This is a genomic window from Planotetraspora phitsanulokensis (genome assembly GCF_016863295.1).
In the GTDB taxonomy this organism is placed as follows: domain Bacteria; phylum Actinomycetota; class Actinomycetes; order Streptosporangiales; family Streptosporangiaceae; genus Planotetraspora; species Planotetraspora phitsanulokensis.
Genome location: NZ_BOOP01000041.1, coordinates 68,559 through 86,973 on the forward strand (window position 1 = coordinate 68,559; position 18,415 = coordinate 86,973).

Genomic DNA, 18,415 nt, shown 5'->3' on the forward strand with positions numbered 1-18,415 from the left:
CCTATGCCACGTCGAGCCGGCAGAGCCCTTCGGCGATGACCTTCGTCGTCAGACGGGTGCGGCTGTCGCAGCCCAGTTTGGCGAAGATGTGCTCCAGATGGGTGGTCACCGTTCGGACGCTGAGGACGAGCGCGGCGGCGATCTGCGGGTTGGAGTCGCCCCTTGCCACCCGCGTGAGCACCTCGACCTCCCTGGCCGTCAGATCGTACGGCAGCGCGCACGGACGCTCCGCGATGACGGCGCCCTGGATCGCGCCGCGGAACCCGACACCGGCCCGGTGGATCCGCATCTCTCTCCACTGGCCGCCGCCGTCCAGCCAGAGCCCGCGGCGGGACAGCTCACGCGAGTCGATGAACGACCGGGCGAGCTCCGCCACGGCGGGTTCGGACGCGAGGGCCTCCGACGAGGGCCAGCCGGCGACGTCCCTGCGCCGTCCGCTGCGCTCGAAGGCGGCCGCGCGGAAGCCCGGCGGCAGCCCGAGCGGGTCGACGACGCACCGGGTGAGGTCGGTGAGGTGCGCGAGCGCGGGGGAGACGGCGCTGACGACCGCGGCCGTCTCCGGCGGGAGGTCGTCGCGCGAGCCGAGATGCAGCAGGCCGGTGTAACGGCCCTCGCTCAGGAACAGCGGCGTGGTGATCCCGGCGCGCCAGCCGTACGGCTCGAGGTGGCGGCGGAAGTAGCGCTCGGTGCCGGGGGCGCCCATGGCGAGCGGCTCCTTGCGCGTCATCGCCCTGCGATAGGGCGCCAGGCTCGCGTACTCCTCCGCCGCGTCGTCGTCCACGCGCCCGTAGCCCTCGCACACCAACGATCGGTGGCGGCCGGTCGCCGGGTCGAACCCGACGAACTCGTAGGCGTCCACCGCGATGACCTCACGCAGCGCGGCCATCGCGCCGTGCGCCCCCTGCCGGGCCACCTGGAAACCCAGCTCCGCGAAGGCCTGGAGGTGGCGCGCGCTCAGGCTGATCCGTTCCATGGGACCTCCATGGTCAGCCTCCCGCACCACACACTGCAAAGGAATACGTAAAGCTTCCGATGTAACGGACCGGCCCGTTATCTACCCTCACCGGCAACACGACGCGGAGAGGCGGGGGCCGATGAGAATCAGCGGCAGAGGGACCGTGGCCCTCGCGGTGGCGGCGGTCATGTTCGGCGGCGCGTGCGGGGGCACGCCGGAAACGCCGGCGACGAGCGAGTTCTCGGTCGCGCTGACCGAGCCCGACCATCTCACTCCGGGCAACACCTCGAGCAGTTACTCCCAGACCGTGATCGACGCGCTGTTCGACACGCCGGTCTACATCGACGCGCAGGGCAAGCCGCAGATGCGGGCCGCCGCGTCGGTGACCAGCACCGACCAGAAGGTGTGGACGATCAAGATCAAGCCGGGCCGGAAGTTCGGCAACGGCGAGCCGGTGACCGCCCAGAGCTTCGCCGACTCGTGGAACGCCGCCGCCTACGCCCCGAACGGCTGGACCAACAACTACTACTTCGCCAACATCGAGGGGTACGACGCGCTCAACCCCGAGGAGGGCGAGCCGGCGACCAATACCATGAGCGGGCTCAAGGTGGTCGACCCGGAGACGCTGGAGGTCACGCTCACCGGGCCGTTCAGCCAGTTCCCCGTGACGCTGGGCTGGATGGCGTTCGCCCCGATGCCGAAGGCCGCGTTCAAGGACCTCAAGGCCTACGACCAGGCGCCCATCGGCAACGGCCCCTTCGTCCTCGACGGGGCGTGGGAGCACAACCGCCAGATCAAGATCAAGAAGTCCCCGACGTACACCGGTGAGCGGCAGGCGCGTTCCGACGCCGTCCTGTTCAAGATCTACGCCAGCCGCGACACCGCGTACACCGACCTGCGGGCCGACCGGGTCGACCTGCTGCAGACCATCCCGCCGGCCAGCGCGACCGAGGCGAAGCGGCTGCTCGGCGACCGGTTCCTCGCGACGCCGGGCGGCACGATGGACTACCTCGGCTTCCCGCTGTTCGACAAGCGGTTCGCCAGCGCGGATCTGCGCCGGGCGTTCTCGATGGCCATCGACAGGAAGGCGATCGTGGACGCCGTCTTCAACGGCGCCTTCCAGCCCATGTCGTCGCTGCTCGCGCCGCTGGTCCCCGGTTACCGGGCCGACGCGTGCGGCGAGGCCTGCGTGTACGACCCCGCGAAGGCCAAGCAGCTGTTCGACCAGGCCGGCGGATTCAGCGGCACCCTTAACCTCTACTTCTCCAACGCCGACCCCAGCTACGAGCAGTGGATGACGGCCGTCGCCAACCAGCTCAAGCAGAACCTCGGCATCCAGGACATCGCGTTCAAGAAGCTCCCGGCCGCCGACTACCTCCCGACGCTCCGCGCGCACAAGCAGGACGGCCCGTACCGGAACAACTGGGTGATGGACTACCCGAGCCCGCAGGACTACCTCGAGTACATGTGGGGCGCCGGCAACCGGATGGGCTGGGAGAACAAGGAGTTCGACGACCTCGTCAAGCAGGCGAACGCGGCGGCGAGCTTCGACGAGAGCATCCCGATCTACCAGCAGGCGGAGGACATCGCGCTCGCCGAGATGCCGATGATGCCGCTGTGGAACTGGCAGGACCAGATCGGCTACTCCACGCGGCTCGGCGACGTCCAGATCACCCCCTACAGCGCGAACCTCGACAAGATCACGGTCAAGGGGCAGTGAGATACGCCGCGCACCGCCTGGCACAGGCCGTGCCGGTCTTCTTCGCCACCACCTTTGTGATCTACGCGATGGTGTTCGTCCTGCCCGGCGACCCGATCCTCGCGCTCGCCGGAGACAAGCCGGTGCCCGACCAGGTCCTGGACGTCATGCGGGAGCACTATCACCTCGACGAGCCGCTCCTGGTCCAGTACGGCCGTTACATGCTCGGCCTGCTGCACGGCGACCTCGGCGAGACGTTCACGGGCCAGCCGGTGAGCGAGCTGCTCCAGGACCGCTGGGGGGTGACCGCCCAGCTCGCGGCGACGGCCTGGATCTTCGAGCTGGCCGTGGGCATCGCTCTCGGCGTCGTCGCCGGGCTGCGCAGGGGCGGGATCGCCGACACCGCCGTCCTCGCCGGTACGACGTTCGTCATCGCCGCGCCGGTGTTCGTCGTCGGTTACACCGCGCAGATCGTGTTCGGGCTCAACCTCGGGCTGTTCCCGACGGCGGGCACCGACGAGGGCTGGCCGGGCAGCTACCTGCTGCCCGGGATGGTCCTCGGCTCGTTCGGGCTCGCCTACGTCGCCCGCCTCACGCGGACCGCCCTGGTGGAGAACCTGCGGTCCGACTACGTCCGCACGGCCACGGCCAAGGGCATGCGCAGGAGACGGGTCGTCGGCGTGCACGCCCTGCGCAACTCGCTGATCCCGGTGGTCACCTTTCTCGGGGTCGACTTCGGCAACCTGATGGCGGGGGCGGTCGTCACCGAGGGCATCTTCAACCTGCCGGGGATCGGCCAGCAGGTGTTCCAGTCGATCCAGCTCCAGGAGGGGCCCGTCGTCGTCGGCGTCACCACCGTGCTCGTCATGATCTTCATCGCGGCCAACCTGGCCGTCGACCTCCTGTACGGCGTGCTCGACCCGAGGATCCGCCGTGCTCGCGCGTGACGCCTGGCGGGAGATGCGCGGCCGCGTCGTCTTCTGGCTGTCGGCGGTCGTCCTCGCCCTCGCCGTGGCGATGGCGGCCGTCCCCGGCGTCTTCGCCGCCATGGGACCCAACGAACGCTGCGAGCTGCGCATGTCCAAGAGGGGTCCCGCGTCCGGCGCGGTGTTCGGCTACGACCTCCAGGGGTGCGACTACTGGTCGCAGATCGTCCACGGCACGCGGGCGTCCATCATGATCGGCATCGCGGTCACCGTCGCCGCCCTGGCCATCGCGATCGTGCTCGGCCTGCTCGGCGGCTACTACGGAGGTCTCCTCGACGCCCTCATCTCGCGGGTGACCGACGTCTTCTTCGGCATCCCCTTCGTGCTGGGCGCCACCGTGGTCCTGGTGGCCTTTCCCGACCACGGCATCTGGGCGATGACGCTGGTGCTCGTCCTGCTCGGCTGGACGACGATGACCCGTCTGATGCGGGGCCAGGTCATCGCGGTCCGGAACATGGACTTCGTCGAGGCGGCCCGCATGCTGGGAGCGAGCGACCGCCGGATCATGTTCCGGCACATCCTCCCGAACGCGATCGCGCCCGTCTTCGTGGTCGCCATGCTCAACGTCGGCAACGTCATCGCCGGCGAGGCGACCCTCGACTACCTGGGCGTCGGCCTCCAGTACCCCGACGTCTCCTGGGGCCTGCAGCTCAACGTCGCCCAGTCGTTCTTCGCCGAGTATCCCCACCTGCTCGTCTTCCCCGCGCTGTTCCTCACCGCCGCGGTCCTGAGCTTCCTCACGCTCGGCGACGTCGTCCGCGACGCGCTGGACCCCCGCCTCCGCTGACACCCGCCCGGCCGCCCAGACGGGTTCGCGGGCTGGTTCACGGGCTGGGTCAGGGAGCGCCGGTACGGCCGGCGCCCTCCGGCCAGAGGATCCGCACCTCGATCGAGCGCGCCAGCGCCGCGCTGACGACCTCGGCCGTGCCGCCCTGCCCCTGCGCGGGCCGGCCGTCCCAGACCGCGATCAGCAGGTCGACGTCCACGAGCAGGGCCGTGTTCGCCTCGTCGTAGGTCGCCGGGGTGGGAGCGTCGTACGGCAGGTGCAGGACCTTGCGCGCCGATCCGAGCAGCCGCTCGAAGGCCTCCCGGTCAGGGGCGGGCAGGCGGCAGCCGTAGTCGCGGGCGGGGACGATCGCCTCCAGCGCCCCACCGAGCCGCAGCACCAGGTCCGCGAAGATCTGGTCGGCGCCGGGGGCCAGGCACGACACCCCGACGATGGCGGGAGCGTGCTCGGCGAGTTCGCGCCGCATCGCCGAGCCCACCAGGTCGGTGGTCGCGGGGGTCAGGTCGCGGTGGCCGGTGACCGCCACACGCAGCCCGTCGCTCATGGACCACCTCCCATGAACGTTCTACCCGCTCGGCGGGCCGTCCGCGCCCACAGATCAAGCAGTGGATCACGCGGCGGATTCGGCGGCGGGCTCCGCGGCGAGCAGCCGGTCGAGCACGCGGACGCCGAACTCGAGGCCCTCGACGGGGACCCGCTCGTCGACGCCGTGGAACATGCCGAAGTAGTCGAGGCCGGGCGGCAGCAGGAGGGGCGCGAAGCCGTACCCCTTGATGCCGATCCTGGCGAACGACTTCGCGTCGGTCCCGCCCGTCATGACGTACGGCACGGGCCGGCCCGTGGGGTCCTCCGCCAGGAGGGCGGCGGAGAGCTCGTCGAAGAGCCCGGTGGCGGGGGAGGAGACGCCCTCCTCGAAGCTGACGAACTCCCGGGTCACCTTGGGACCGAGCAGCCGGTCGATCGTCGCCAGGAACTCGTCCCGCAGCCCCGGCAGGAACCTGCCGTCGACGTGGGCCTCGGCCGTCCCCGGTATGACGTTGACCTTGTATCCGGCGTCGAGCATCGTCGGGTTGGCCGAGTTGCGCAGCACGCCCTTGAACAGGACGCCCGCCCGGGGCAGCCGCTCGATCTCCTGGTCCAGCCTTTCGAGGTCGATCGGCGTGCCCAGGGCCTGGGACAGCTCGTCGATCAGCCTCGCGACCTCGGGTGTGAGCCGTACGGGCCAGGTGTGGTCGGCGATCCTGGCGACCGCCCGGGCGAGCTCCGCGACGGGGTTGTCCACCGCGGGCTTGGAGCCGTGCCCGGCCACTCCCCGCGCGGTGAGCCGCATCCACGCCGTGCCGCGCTCGCCGACGGCGATCGGATAGATCCGGGTGCCGCCGTCGTGCCAGCTGAATCCGCCCGACTCGCTGATGGCCTCGGAGCAGCCCTCGAAGAGGTCGCGGTGCCGCTCGACCGCGTGCCCTGCGCCGTACTCACCGGTCGCCTCCTCGTCGGCGAGGAAGGCCAGCACGAGATCGCGCTTGGGCCGCCTGCCCTGCCTCGCCCAGGCGAGCGTCATGGCCAGCGTGCCCTTCATGTCGACGGCGCCGCGCCCGTGCACGCACCCGTCCGCCACCTCGCCGGAGAAGGGATGGATCCGCCACTCGGAGGTGTCGGCGGGGACCACGTCGAGGTGCCCGTGGATCAGCAGCGCGTCGTCGCTGTCGCCGGGGATCCGCGCGACCACGCTGGCGCGGCGCGGCGCCGACTCGAACACGATCGGCTCGATGCCGACCTCGTCGAGCAGCCCCGCGACGTATTCGGCGGCCTGCCGCTCACCCGGCCCGCCGCCCGTGCCGTCGTTGGTGGTGTCGATCCGCAGCAGATCCGAGCAGATCGTCGCCACGTCGGTCATGTCTTCTCCTCTGTTCGGCCCGCGTTCCCGTCCAGGGCGCCCTCCAGGGTGAGCGGGGGGACCTCCGGCGTCGGGAAGCCGAAGATCAGGCCGTAGAAGGCGAGTTCGGTCTCCAGGACGGCGACGATCGTCTCCTCGCGCCGCCATCCGTGCTGTTCTCCGGGGAATGTACGGTACGCCCACCGGCCACCGTGCCGCGCCAGGGCCTCGGCGAACCGCTCGGACTGGGACGGGTCGACGACCGCGTCCTCCAGGCCGTGCATGAGCAGGGCCGGGCCGGACGCCCTGGCCGCGTGCAGGACGGGGGAGCGGTCGGAATACCGCGCGCGGGTCTCGGGAAGCGGGCCGATCAGCCCGTCCAGGTAACGCGACTCGAAGTCGTGCGTCTCGGCCGCCCAGCCCTCGGGGTCGGAGATGCCGTAGTGCGACACCGCGCCGCAGAACACGTCGCTGTGCACGAGGGCGGCCAGCGAGGTCCATCCGCCCGCGCTGCCGCCCCGGATCGCCACCTTCGCCGCCCGTCCCGACGAGATCAGCCATCGCGCCACCGTCTCGCTGTCGCGGACGTCCACGACCCCCCAGTTGTGCCTGAGCCGCTCGCGGTAGGCCCTGCCGTACCCGGACGAGCCGCCGTAGTTCACCTCGGCGACCCCGATGCCCCTGCTCGTGAAGTAGGCCACCGTCAGGTCGAGCACCGGGGCGGCCGAGCTGGTCGGGCCACCGTGCACGAAGACCACGTACGGCGCGGGCCCGCCGGCCCCGTTCTCCCGGGCCGCCGAGCCGTGTGGCGCGTAGAGGTGGACGTGGACGCCCTCGATCGTCACCGGCTCCGGCGTGGGCAGCAACTCGGCCGGCGGCAGTCGCTTGCCCGTGGACAGCACGGTCGGCTCGCCGGTCTCCACGTCGATGCGGACCACCTCGTGCGGCCGGTACGGCGACGCGCCCACGCCGACCACATGACGGCCGTCCGCCGACAGGGTCGGGGTCCAGAACGTATAGGAGCCGCCGACGTCCCTGATCGGCGTGCCCGCCTCGGGATCGTCGATCACACCCAGGCGGCGCTCGTCGCCCGTCCCGTGCATGGCGACGATCCGGTGGCCCGCCAGGGCGAAGAAGGTGTTCCCGATCCTCCAGGAGGCGTCCCCGAACTCCTGGTCCATCGGGGTCAGGTCGCGGCTCGCGCCGTCCAGGCCGACGAGGTGGATGTTCCACCATCCGGTCGGGTCGGCCACCGCGTAGAGGCTCCCGGCGTCGCGCCACTCGGCCTGCACGACCGAGACGCGGCCGTTCTCGCCGCCCATGAGGATCCGGTACGGGCCGCCTTCGACGGGCGCGACGCAGAGCTCGGTGGCGTCCCACGGCATGTCCGGGTGGTTCCAGCCGATCCACGCGATGTGCTGCCCGTCAGGCAAAATGCGTGGATTCATAAGGAAATGATGTGACTTGATCAGGCTGCGCATCGGGGAGACGCCGTCGAGCGGAACCGCCACGATGTCCCTCGTGACGTCGCGCCCGACGCCGATCTCGCGGACGCACAGGACCTCGCCGTCCAGCGCGTCGCCCGGTGCCTCCCCGCGCCCGTCACCGTTCGCGTGCCCGCTCGCGTGGACGACCAGGTCGCCGTAGCGCGCCGGGCCCTCGGGGGTGATCGGCACCGGCTCCTCGCCGGGGGCGCACACGTAGATCCGCCCGTCATCCCAGTTGGTGAAGATCAGCCGGCCCCGGTGCGCGCGCCACGACCGCCCGCCGTATTCGATGACCCTGTTCCTGGCGTTCCAGCCCTGGGGAAGCACGTCCTCGACCGTCCCGCTCGCCGTCCTGCGCACGACGCAGCGCCGGCCGCCCTCATGGGGGCGCGACTCGTCCCACCAGGCCTCGTCACCGGAGATCTCGACCCAAAGCGGGTGGTCATCCGTACGAGCGACGTCGGAGGCGTGAATACTCACCAGTTTCCCTCGGAGTCCGGAAGCGGAATGCCGGGCGGATGCACCACATGGACGATGCCCCCGCTTCCGCGCTGCCAGACCCCTTCGAAGGCGGCGCGCGGGTAGATCCTCCGCACGGCGTCGTCCGTCGGCGCGGCGGGGTCGTTGACGATCACGTCGCCCTCGGGCGTGAAGCCGACGACGACCATGAGGTTGCCGCTCGTCGAGTAGCCCGATCCGGGCAGCTCGTGCTCCCTGAAGGACTGTGAGGTGACGACCGGGATCGCGGCCGCGACGAACCTCTCCAGCTCGTTCAGCGAGCGCAGCCGGGTCACGAACCCCTCGAGCCCGTAACGGCCCGCGTACGCGACGCAGAAGGGCCAGTTCCCGGTGCCCTGGTAGCTGTGGTCGTACACGTCACGGGCCGCGTGGTCGACCGAGGGACACGGGTCCTCCGGCCGCACCCAGCTCAGCTCGGCCGGGGAGGGCCCCCGGCCCCAGTAGCCCAGCACCATGGCGAGCGAGGCCGGCCCGCACCACGAGTCGCCGCCCCCGTCCCATTCGGGGTAGTGGCCGGAGTGGCGCTTCTGCGACCTCGGCGGCACGTCCAGCTCTATGCCGGTCGTCCCCGGCGCGCTCACCCGGGTTCCCCGCCGTACGGCCGACGCCATCACGCCCATCGAGCCCACACGGGCGCCCTCGCCGTACAGGGTGACCCGGATCCGGTAGGCCGTGACCGGCCGGGCGGCCACGAAGGTGTCCACCGCGACGTCGCCGTCCTCGTCACCCTGGCCGGGCAGGGACGTGCGGTGGATGTCGGTGTCGCCCTCCGCCCAGCGGGCCATCACGTACCACTTGGTGAGGGCGCCGCCCGCCGTACGGGCGCGCAACTCGATCTCCAGCCACGTGCCGGGAGGCGTCCGCGCGATCCACGAGGGCACCAGTGAGGTCGCGGGGAAGCCGATCTCCCGTTCCTCGGACGTCCACCGGACGTACGGCCAGGTCGTGGTCCCCCCGGTTCCGAAAGGGTCGGTGTACGTCGCCACCCCGCTCTCCCGCGGTTCGACGGCCCACCGGTGAAGGACGACGCGGCTCAGTCCGGCCGGCAGCAGGGTGACCACCTCGCCGATTGTTCTTTCCCCCCTGATGGGACACATCGGATGGTTTACGTATCCGTCATATGGAACGTTACAGGGGCCGCCGGGTGGTAGCTCACGGTGACCGTACGCCGGGGTCCGGCACCCCAAGGGGACGCCGGCACGGCGGAGGGACTCCAGGTGGAACCCCTCCGCCGCCCTTCAGTCGAGCGCGGCGAGTACTGTTCCCGCGCCGACGGTCCTGCCGCCTTCACGGATGGCGAAGCCGAGGCCGGCCTCGATCGCCACCGGCCTGCCCAGCTCGACGGTCACCTCGACGGTGTCGCCCGGCAGCGCGATCCCCGTGCCGGTCGGCCCACCGTTCTCCGTGCCGCCTCCCGGCCCGGCCTCAAGAGCCAGGTCCATCCGGCCGGGCACGTCGGCCGTCCGGAGGAAGAACTGCGGGCGGTAGCCGTCGGCGACGGCCGTGTGCCGCCCGCCCTCGGCGGCCGTCAGCAGATACACCCTGGCCGTGAACCGCCGGTGAGCGGTCTGGCTGCCGGGAGCCGCCAGCACCTGGCCGCGGCGCACCTGTTCGCGGCGGACACCGCGCAGCAGCAGCGCGGCGTTGTCGCCCGCCTCGCCCCTCTCCATGGTCTTGCCGAAGGTCTCCACCCCCGTGACCACGGCGGTGAAGCCCTCGCCGATCCCGACCGCCTGCACGGTGTCGCCGACCTTGACCGTGCCGCGCTCGATCGCCCCGGTGACGACCGTCCCGCGGCCCGTGACGGTGATGACGTTCTCCACCGGCAGCAGGAAGGGCGCGTCCGTGTAGCGGACCGGCACGGGCACCGTGTCGTCGACGGCCTCCAGCAGCGCCACGATGGACGCCTCCCACTCCGGGTCGCCCTCGAGCGCCCGGAGCCCGGACACCCGCACGATCGGAACGCCGTGGTAGCCGTGCTCGGCGAGCAGGTCCCGCAACTCCAGCTCGACCAGGTCGGCCAGCTCCGGGTCCGCGCCGTCGGCCTTGTTGAGCGCGACGACGACGTGCTCCACCCCCACGCGATGGGCGAGCAGCACGTGCTCCCTGGTCTGCGGCATGATCCCGTCCAGGGCGGACACCACGAGGATCGCCCCGTCGAGCTGCGCCGCCCCCGTGATCATGTTCTTCACGTAGTCGGCGTGGCCGGGCATGTCGACGTGGGCGTAGTGCCGGGTGGCCGTCTCGTACTCGACGTGGGAGATGTTGATCGTGATCCCCCGCAGGGCCTCCTCAGGAGCCCGGTCGATCCGGTCGAACGGCACGTACTTCGCGCCGCCCCGCTCGCTGAGGACCTTGGTGATGGCCGCGGTCAGCGTCGTCTTGCCGTGGTCGACGTGCCCCATGGTCCCGATGTTGAGGTGCGGCTTGGCCCTGACGTAAGCCTGCTTGGCCGTGTTGGTGGCCATGTCCCTTTCCTTGTTCCTTCGATGCTCGTCTCAGATCGTGACCCGCGCGGATGGTCGACCCCTCCCCGCCGGGTCACTGAGGACGAACGGGAAAGGGTCAGCGCTCCGCGCCGTCGAGCGGCATCGAGGCACGCGCGAGTGCGCCCGCGGTGGCGGGCGTCACAAGGAAGGCGTGCCGGAACATGTGTTCATGGTCCCGTGATCCCCGAAGCCGGGGCAACCGGTTTTCCATGTGGAGAGGGCTGTCAGAGGTAGAGGCCCGTTTCGGCGGAGCCGGCGGGGACTTCGGCGGGCGCGGGCGCCCGGCCGTCGCGGAGGGCGAAGAGCTCGGCCAGCGTGGCGCCGTCCGCCCCGATGCCGTCGCGGGTGCCGAGCCAGGTCGCGGCCTGGTCGGCGTCCAGCTTGCCGACCTCGATCTGGGCCAGGCACCTGCCGGGCCGTACGACCGCGGGGTGCAGCTGGTTGAACTCCTCGTTGGTGGTGATGGCGACGAGCACGTCCCTGCCCTGCCCGAGCAGGCCGTCGGTCAGGTTGAGCAGGCGCGACAGGCCCTGGCCCGTCGACTGCTTGGCCTCGGTGCGGATCAGCTCGTCGCAGTCCTCCAGGATGAGCAGCCGCCAGCGGGCCTCCTCCTGGTCGGGCCCGTCGTGGCCGACCGCCACGCTCATCAGGTAGCCGGGACTGCCGAAGAGCAGCTCCGGGTCCAGCACGCAGTCGACCTGGCACCATGACGCCCACTCCCGCGCGAGGCTGCGCAGCAGCGTCGTCTTCCCCGTGCCCGGCGGTCCGTGCAGCAGGAGGAGCCTGCCGGAGATGTCGTCCGGTGTGACCGCCATGAGAGCGTCGAGCCGGTCGGCGGCCGCCCGCGGGTAGTTCCGGCGCACCGACTGCCAGGTGGCGGTGGTGATCGGCTTGTTGGAACGGCGCGGGCCGTGGGCCGACATCCACCAGAAGCCCATCTCGACGTGATCGTCGTCGTCGGGCATCGGCTCCTCGGCGTCGTGGATCGCCTCGTCGAGAACCGAGCGGACCAGGTCCTCGCTGACGGCGGTGACCGTGACGGTGGCCGACCGGTTGCCGTGCCGTACGACGCGGAGCGTCCAGCCGTCGCCCTCGATGAGCTTGGACTCGTGACCGTCGACGTGCTGGGCGACGCGCAGCACGCGCCCGCCCGCGGCGGTGAGGAGGGCCTCGGAGCGCACGCGGTCGAGGTTGGCGGTGCGAGACCAGGGCTGGGTGCCGGTCGCGAAGGGAGAAAGGGCCAGGGCGTCGATGACGTCGGCCGGGCTGTCGCCGTCGTCGAGCCACACGCGCATCGGGAGGGATTCGGACACCGGGCGCGGCGTGGGCACCGGCTCTGAGCTGGGGGAGAAGTGAACCTCCTTAAGAACGGACATATATCCATGATCTCTGGCGATGATCCCGATGTCGATCGATTTATGGATCCGACCGCCATTACCGGGTGTTTAGGCAGGCGAATATCGGTAAAAGGGCATACCTGTTGGACCGATCCCGATTACGATCAACCCGAAAATTTAATCCCCCTGGTGGAGAATGCTGTGGCCATCGATCTCGTGACCCGTGCCGAATGGGGGGCCCGCGCCCCCAAAGGCTCCTACTCCTCACTCGCCTCCACGAAGGGCGTCAAGGTCCACTACACCGGCGGGCGGGTCGACCCCGCGATCGTCGACGACCACAAGAAGTGTGTCGCCATGGTGAAGTCGATTCAGAACTTCCACATGGACGGCAACGGCTGGCTCGACATCGGTTACTCCATGGTCGCCTGCCCCCACCGGAAGGTCTTCGTCGGCCGCGGGCCCAAGCACCTTCCCGCCGCCAACGGCGCCGGACTCAACTCCGGCCACTACGCCGTGCTGGCCCTCGTGGGCAACTCCGGGCTGGTCAAGCCGAGCGACACCCAGCTGCTCGCGATCCTCGACGCGATCGAGTACCTCCGCGACAAGGGCAACGCGGGCAAGGAGATCAAGGGACACCGCGACGGGTACTCGACCGACTGCCCGGGTGACCAGCTCTACGCCTGGGTCAAGAAGGGCGCTCCCCGGCCCGGCGGCGGCACCCAGAGCCCGCCGCCCTCGACGCAGGCGCCCAAGTATCCCGGCCGCCTGCTGAAGTACCCGCCGATCATGCATGGCGAGGACGTCCGCAAGTGGCAGGCCCAGATGAAGAAGATCGGCTACGACCTCGTCGTGGACGGCTACTTCGGGCCCAAGTCGAAGGCCGTGTGCGTCAAGTTCCAGAAGGCCGAGCATCTCGACGCCGACGGGATCGTCGGACCGATCACCTGGAAGGCGTCGTTCGCCGCCAAGTGATCAGAACGGTCGAAGCCGCAGGTCCGGCCGGATGTCCCGCCCAGTGGGACGCGGACGGCCGGAACGGCCACGACACGCTAGGCGGGGGCCCATGGCGTTGATCGCCCCGGCCTCCGCTTAGCATCCGGTGCATGACGGTGCCGCCTCACGAACTCGCCGACCTCGCCTCGGATTTCCCCCCCGCCACCCGGGCGCAGTGGCGGGACCTCGCCCTGGGCGTGCTCAGGAAATCCGGGCTGGCCGTTCCGCCCGGTGAGCCGGGTGACTCCGGTGACGCCGCCGTCGTGGAGGAACTGCTGTCCACCACGACGTACGACGGCGTGCCGATCGCGGCGCTGCACGACCCGTCCGACCTGCCGGACGGACCGCGTGTCGTCCGCTCCGCCGGCCGCTGGGACGTGCGGCAGCGGCACGCGGACCCCGATCCCGACGTCACCCGGACGGCGATCCGCGCCGATCTCGAGAACGGCGCCACCTCGCTCTGGCTCGACCTGACCGCGCTGGACCCCACGGCGCTCCCCGACGTGCTCCGGGACGTCTATCTCGACCTCGCACCCGTCGTCCTCGACGCGGGCAGCCGCACGGGCGAGGCCGCGGAGATCTTCCTCGATCTCGCGGCCGGTACGGCACTGACGGGCGGCAATCTGGGCGCGGACCCGATCGGCCTGGCGGCGCGGGCGGGCGTGCCCGCGGGGGACATGGCAGGAGCGGTCTCGCTCGCCCGTCGTTGCGCGGACGACCACCCGGGCCTGCGCGCGATCACCGTCGACGCCCTTCCGTACCACGACGCGGGCGGCAGTGACGTGGAGGAGCTCGGCTGCTCGGTCGCCACGGGGGTGGCCTACCTGCGCACGCTGACGGACGCGGGGATGCCCGTGGAGAGCGCGCTCGACCAGTTGGAGTTCCGCTACGCGGCCGGCGCGGACCAGTTCCTCACGATCGCCAAGCTCCGGGCGGCCCGCAGGATGTGGGCGCGGGTCGTCCAGGTGGTCGGCGGTACGGCGGAGCAGCGCCAGCACGCGGTGACCTCCTCGGCCATGATGACCGCCCGCGATCCCTGGGTGAACATGTTGCGCACCACCCTCGCGTGTTTCGGCGCGGGCGTGGGCGGGGCCGACGCGGTGACCGTCCAGCCGTTCGACGCGTGCCTGGGCCTGCCGGACGGGTTCGCCAGGAGGATCGCCCGCAACACCCAGTCGCTGCTGATGGAGGAGTCGAACGTCGGCCGGGTGATCGACCCGGCGGGAGGCTCCTGGTACGTCGAGCGGCTCACGGCCGACCTGGCCGGCAAGGCGTGGGAGTGGTTCCAGGAGATCGAGCGCGCGGGCGGGATGGCCGACGCGCTGGAGCGGCTCGTCCCCGGGCGGCTGGCGGCCACCAGGGCGGGCAGAGCCGCGAACATCGCCCACCGGAGAGATCCCGTCACGGGCGTCAGCGAGTTCCCCGACCTGAAGGAGCGCCCGGTGGCCCGGAAGGGCGGCCGCGGGCTCGCGCGGCGGGCCGCGCCCGGAGGGCTGCCCGTCATGCGGTACGCCGAGGAGTTCGAGGCGCTGCGCGATCTGGCCGACGCGCAGGAGACCCGCCCGACCGTGTTCCTCGCCACCATCGGTCCCGTGGCCGTCCACACGGCACGGGCCTCGTTCGCGGCCAACCTCTTCGCGGCCGGAGGCGTCGCGACCGTGACCAGCGGGCCCGGCACCGCCCCGGCGGCCATCGCCGAGGCCTTCCGCGACTCGGGCACGTCGATCGCGTGCCTGTGCTCCAGCGACCGGATGTACGGCGAGCACGCGGCGGCCGTGGCGGCCGCGCTCCGGGAGGCCGGGGCCGACAAGGTCTGGCTGGCGGGAAAGGGTCAGTATGAGGGTGTGGACGCCACGCTCCACGCCGGATGTGACGCGCTCGACGTGCTCCGCACGACCTTCGACGATCTTGGAGTGAGCCGATGATTCCGGATTTTTCGGCAATTGAGCTGAAGCCGGAGGCGGAAGCCGCGCCGGACCTCGACGGCACGCCCGGCGGCCCCGTTCCCGAGGGTCCTGTTTCCGGCGGTCCTGTTCCCGGAGGCCCTGTTTCCGGGGGCTCTGTTTCCGGCGGCACGCCCGGCGGCTCCGGTTCCGGCGAGCCAGGTTCCGGAGAGGAATCGTGGGAGACGCCCGAGGGGATCTCGGTCAGGCCGCTGTACACGGCCGCCGACCTCGACGGGCTGGACTACCTGCCGACCTACCCGGGCCTCGCGCCGTTCCTGCGCGGCCCGTATCCGACCATGTACGCCACCCAGCCGTGGACGATCCGCCAGTACGCGGGGTTCTCCACGGCCGAGGACTCGAACGCGTTCTACCGGCGCAACCTCGCCGCCGGGCAGAAGGGCCTGTCCGTCGCCTTCGATCTCGCGACCCACCGGGGCTACGACTCCGACCACCCCCGGGTCGCCGGCGACGTGGGCATGGCCGGTGTGGCCATCGACTCGATCTACGACATGCGGCAGCTGTTCGATGGGATCCCCCTCGACCGCATGAGCGTGTCGATGACCATGAACGGCGCGGTGTTGCCGATCCTCGCGCTCTACATCGTGGCGGCCGAGGAGCAGGGGGTGACGCCCGACCGGCTCGCCGGGACCATTCAGAACGACATCCTCAAGGAGTTCATGGTCCGCAACACCTACATCTATCCGCCGGGCCCGTCGATGCGGATCATCTCCGACATCTTCGAGTACACCTCGCGGAACATGCCGAAGTTCAACTCGATCTCCATCTCCGGCTACCACATCCAGGAGGCGGGGGCGACCCTCGACCTGGAGCTCGCCTACACGCTGGCCGACGGGGTGGAGTACCTGCGGGCGGGCGTCGGGGCCGGGCTCGACATCGACGCGTTCGCGCCGCGCCTGTCGTTCTTCTGGTGCATCGGCATGAACTTCTTCATGGAGGTCGCCAAGCTCCGCGCCGCCCGCCTGCTCTGGGCCACCCTCGTGAAGGGCTTCGGCGCGAAGAACCCCAAGTCGTTGTCGCTGCGGACGCACAGCCAGACCTCCGGCTGGTCGCTGACCGCGCACGACGTGTTCAACAACGTGGTCCGCACCTGCGTCGAGGCGATGGCCGCCACCCAGGGGCACACCCAGTCCCTGCACACGAACGCGCTGGACGAGGCCCTCGCGCTGCCGACCGACTTCTCGGCCAGGATCGCCCGCAACACCCAGCTGCTCCTCCAGCAGGAGTCGGGGACCGGCCGGGTGATCGACCCCTGGGGCGGCTCCTACTACGTGGAGCGGCTGACCTACGAGCTCGCGCGCAAGGCGTGGGGGCACATCCAGGAGGTCGAGCAGGCGGGCGGCATGGCCCGCGCCATCGGCGAGGGGCTGCCCAAGCTGCGCATCGAGGAGGCCGCGGCGCGGACCCAGGCCCGGATCGACTCCGGCCGCCAGCCGGTCATCGGGGTCAACCTGTTCCGGCCGGAGGCGGACGAGCCCATCGAGGTGCTGAAGGTCGACAACACGGCCGTCCGGAACCAGCAGATCGAGAAGCTGCGCAGGCTCCGCGAGGAGCGCTCGCCCGCCGCGGTGGCCGAGGCGCTGGAGGCGCTGACGAAGGCGGCGGCGGGCGGCGGGAACCTGCTCGAGCTGGCGGTGAACGCCGCGCGCGCCAAGGCCACCGTCGGCGAGATCTCGGACGCGCTGGAGAAGGTCTTCGGACGGCATGCCGCGGAGATCCGTACGATCTCCGGTGTGTACCGTCAGGAGGCCGGTGACGCGGTGGACGAGGTCCGCGCGGCGTGTGCCGAGTTCGAGAAGGCCGAGGGCCGCCGGCCCCGGATCCTGGTCGCCAAGATGGGCCAGGACGGCCACGACCGCGGCCAGAAGGTGATCGCGAGCGGCTTCGCCGACCTGGGCTTCGACGTGGACGTCGGCCCGCTGTTCCAGACGCCGGAGGAGGTCGCGCGCCAGGCCGTCGAGGCGGACGTTCACATCGTCGGCGTCTCGTCGCTGGCCGCGGGGCACCTGACCCTGGTGCCCGAGCTGAAGCGGGCCCTGGCCGAGCTGGGGGCGGACGACATCATGATCGTGGTCGGCGGGGTGATCCCGCCCGGTGACATCGACGAGCTGAGGGCCGCCGGAGCCTCCGCGATCTTCCTCCCCGGCACGGTGATCGCCGACGCCGCCCTCGAACTGCTCAAGGACCTGTCGGCCTCCCTCCGCCACCCCGCGTCGCCGTGACCCCAGACGGCGAGGACTACCTGCGGGGCGTGCTCAAGGGCGACCGGCGCTGGATCGCCCGCGCCATCACGCTGGTGGAGTCCACCAGGGCCGACCACCGCGACCTCGCGCAGCGGCTCCTGGTGGAGCTGACGCCGCACGCGGGCAGGGCACGCAGAGTGGGCGTCTCCGGCGTGCCCGGCGTCGGCAAGTCCACCTTCATCGAGGCCCTCGGCACGTCCCTCACCGCGCAGGGGCACCGGGTCGCCGTGCTCGCGGTCGACCCGTCCTCCAGGCGCTCGGGCGGCAGCATCCTCGGTGACAAGACGCGCATGGCGAGGCTGGCGGCCGACCAGAACGCGTTCATCCGCCCGTCGCCGACGGCGGGCACCCTCGGCGGCGTCGCCACGGCCACCCGTGAGGCGATGGTCGTCGTCGAGGCGGCCGGGTACGACATCGTGCTCGTCGAGACCGTCGGCGTGGGCCAGTCCGAGACCGCGGTGGCCGACATGGTGGACACGTTCCTCCTGCTCACCCTCGCCCGTACGGGTGACCAGCTCCAGGGCATCAAGAAGGGCGTCCTGGAGCTCGCCGACGTGATCGCGGTCAACAAGGCGGACGGCGAATACGAGCAGGCCGCGCGGAAGGCGGCCGGCGAGCTCGCGGGGGCGCTGCGGCTGCTGCGCTCGCCCACGCCCGTCCTCACGTGCAGCGGCATGACCGGCGCGGGGCTCGACGAGCTGTGGCGTCAGATCATCCGCCACCAGGAGGGCCTCGACCTGGCGGCCAAGCGCAGCCGCCAGCAGGTCGAGTGGACCTGGGCGCTCGTCCGGGACCGGCTCCTGTCCCGGTTGCGGGACAAGGCCGCCCCGATCGCGCCCTCGATCGAACGGCAGGTGCTCGACGGCACCCTCACGCCGTCGCTGGCGGCCGACCGGATCCTCAGGGCCTTCCTGCCGGAGGGGGAGACGCCCGCCGAGTGAGCCCGCCGAGTGAGTACCGGGCGTAGGCCGATTGCCGTTCGGGGCATCACGTTTACTCCTCGGTTGTAGAGATGCCTACCTACGTCACTGTTAATGCACGATTGCATATTTGCCGAGGTAGAACCCCCGCGGAGACGAT

14 protein-coding genes are annotated in these 18,415 nt (G+C 71.0%); 7 read left to right on the top strand and 7 right to left on the bottom strand.

Annotated elements, in window-relative coordinates:
- Position 1 precedes the first annotated feature (1 nt).
- Complete coding sequence (locus tag Pph01_RS36050) at positions 2 to 973, bottom strand: helix-turn-helix transcriptional regulator (RefSeq protein WP_204077702.1); 972 nt, start codon at positions 971 to 973, stop codon at positions 2 to 4.
- Positions 974 to 1,094: 121 nt separating this feature from the next.
- Between Pph01_RS36050 and Pph01_RS36055 the strand changes: the two genes are divergently transcribed.
- The 3 genes from Pph01_RS36055 to Pph01_RS36065 are packed head-to-tail and all read left to right on the top strand — an operon-like array spanning position 1,095 to position 4,427.
- Positions 1,095 to 2,675, top strand: a complete 1,581-nt coding sequence (locus Pph01_RS36055; protein ID WP_204077703.1) for a peptide ABC transporter substrate-binding protein — start codon at positions 1,095 to 1,097, stop codon at positions 2,673 to 2,675.
- Positions 2,672 to 3,601 (top strand): ABC transporter permease, encoded by a 930-nt coding sequence (locus Pph01_RS36060; RefSeq protein WP_239117267.1) that lies wholly within the window; start codon positions 2,672 to 2,674, stop codon positions 3,599 to 3,601. The genes Pph01_RS36055 and Pph01_RS36060 overlap by 4 nt, the downstream gene beginning before the upstream one ends.
- On the top strand, positions 3,588 to 4,427 hold the full coding sequence (locus Pph01_RS36065; protein WP_239117268.1) for an ABC transporter permease: 840 nt from the start codon (positions 3,588 to 3,590) through the stop codon (positions 4,425 to 4,427). The genes Pph01_RS36060 and Pph01_RS36065 overlap by 14 nt, the downstream gene beginning before the upstream one ends.
- Positions 4,428 to 4,476: 49 nt before the next feature.
- Here Pph01_RS36065 and Pph01_RS36070 read toward each other — a convergent pair whose 3' ends face one another.
- From Pph01_RS36070 to Pph01_RS36095, 6 genes are all read right to left on the bottom strand, one after another.
- The gene (locus Pph01_RS36070; protein ID WP_204077704.1) at positions 4,477 to 4,971 is read right to left on the bottom strand and encodes a hypothetical protein; all 495 of its coding nucleotides are present in this window, start codon (positions 4,969 to 4,971) and stop codon (positions 4,477 to 4,479) included.
- 66 nt (positions 4,972 to 5,037) lie between these two features.
- Positions 5,038 to 6,324 (bottom strand): M20/M25/M40 family metallo-hydrolase, encoded by a 1,287-nt coding sequence (locus Pph01_RS36075; protein ID WP_204077705.1) that lies wholly within the window; start codon positions 6,322 to 6,324, stop codon positions 5,038 to 5,040.
- A complete protein-coding gene (locus tag Pph01_RS36080) occupies positions 6,321 to 8,270 on the bottom strand; it encodes a prolyl oligopeptidase family serine peptidase (protein ID WP_239117269.1) in 1,950 nt (649 codons plus the stop codon). The genes Pph01_RS36075 and Pph01_RS36080 overlap by 4 nt, the downstream gene beginning before the upstream one ends.
- Complete coding sequence (locus Pph01_RS36085; RefSeq protein WP_239117270.1) at positions 8,267 to 9,370, bottom strand: C39 family peptidase; 1,104 nt, start codon at positions 9,368 to 9,370, stop codon at positions 8,267 to 8,269. The genes Pph01_RS36080 and Pph01_RS36085 overlap by 4 nt, the downstream gene beginning before the upstream one ends.
- Before the next feature lie 177 nt (positions 9,371 to 9,547).
- Entirely contained in the window at positions 9,548 to 10,777 is a 1,230-nt protein-coding gene (gene tuf / locus Pph01_RS36090; protein WP_204077707.1) for an elongation factor Tu, read from the bottom strand.
- A gap of 245 nt (positions 10,778 to 11,022) precedes the next feature.
- Positions 11,023 to 12,174, bottom strand: a complete 1,152-nt coding sequence (locus Pph01_RS36095) for a DUF5925 domain-containing protein (protein WP_239117271.1) — start codon at positions 12,172 to 12,174, stop codon at positions 11,023 to 11,025.
- Between the two features lie 162 nt (positions 12,175 to 12,336).
- Here Pph01_RS36095 and Pph01_RS36100 point away from each other — a divergent pair, with 162 nt between their 5' ends.
- From Pph01_RS36100 to meaB, 4 genes are all read left to right on the top strand, one after another.
- A complete protein-coding gene (locus Pph01_RS36100) occupies positions 12,337 to 13,107 on the top strand; it encodes a peptidoglycan recognition protein family protein (RefSeq protein WP_204077708.1) in 771 nt (256 codons plus the stop codon).
- Between the two features lie 131 nt (positions 13,108 to 13,238).
- Positions 13,239 to 15,053 (top strand): methylmalonyl-CoA mutase family protein, encoded by a 1,815-nt coding sequence (locus Pph01_RS36105; protein WP_204077709.1) that lies wholly within the window; start codon positions 13,239 to 13,241, stop codon positions 15,051 to 15,053.
- Entirely contained in the window at positions 15,050 to 17,314 is a 2,265-nt protein-coding gene (gene scpA / locus Pph01_RS36110; RefSeq protein ID WP_239117272.1) for a methylmalonyl-CoA mutase, read from the top strand. Before Pph01_RS36105 ends, scpA begins: the two co-directional genes overlap by 4 nt.
- Positions 17,311 to 18,276: a methylmalonyl Co-A mutase-associated GTPase MeaB gene (meaB, locus tag Pph01_RS36115; RefSeq protein WP_204077710.1), complete on the top strand. Its 966-nt coding sequence runs from the start codon at positions 17,311 to 17,313 to the stop codon at positions 18,274 to 18,276. The genes scpA and meaB overlap by 4 nt, the downstream gene beginning before the upstream one ends.
- Positions 18,277 to 18,415 lie beyond the last annotated feature (139 nt).

Bases quoted from the DNA above. Each gene is read 5' to 3' on its own strand.
- Pph01_RS36055 (WP_204077703.1), top strand. From the start codon at position 1,095: ATGAGAATCAGCGGCAGAGGGACCGTGGCCCTCGCGGTGGCGGCGGTC.
- Pph01_RS36105 (WP_204077709.1), top strand. From the start codon at position 13,239: ATGACGGTGCCGCCTCACGAACTCGCCGACCTCGCCTCGGATTTCCCC.
- tuf (WP_204077707.1), bottom strand. From the start codon at position 10,777: ATGGCCACCAACACGGCCAAGCAGGCTTACGTCAGGGCCAAGCCGCAC.
- Pph01_RS36070 (WP_204077704.1), bottom strand. From the start codon at position 4,971: ATGAGCGACGGGCTGCGTGTGGCGGTCACCGGCCACCGCGACCTGACC.
- Pph01_RS36095 (WP_239117271.1), bottom strand. From the start codon at position 12,174: ATGTCCGTTCTTAAGGAGGTTCACTTCTCCCCCAGCTCAGAGCCGGTG.
- scpA (WP_239117272.1), top strand. From the start codon at position 15,050: ATGATTCCGGATTTTTCGGCAATTGAGCTGAAGCCGGAGGCGGAAGCC.
- Pph01_RS36075 (WP_204077705.1), bottom strand. From the start codon at position 6,324: ATGACCGACGTGGCGACGATCTGCTCGGATCTGCTGCGGATCGACACC.
- Pph01_RS36050 (WP_204077702.1), bottom strand. From the start codon at position 973: ATGGAACGGATCAGCCTGAGCGCGCGCCACCTCCAGGCCTTCGCGGAG.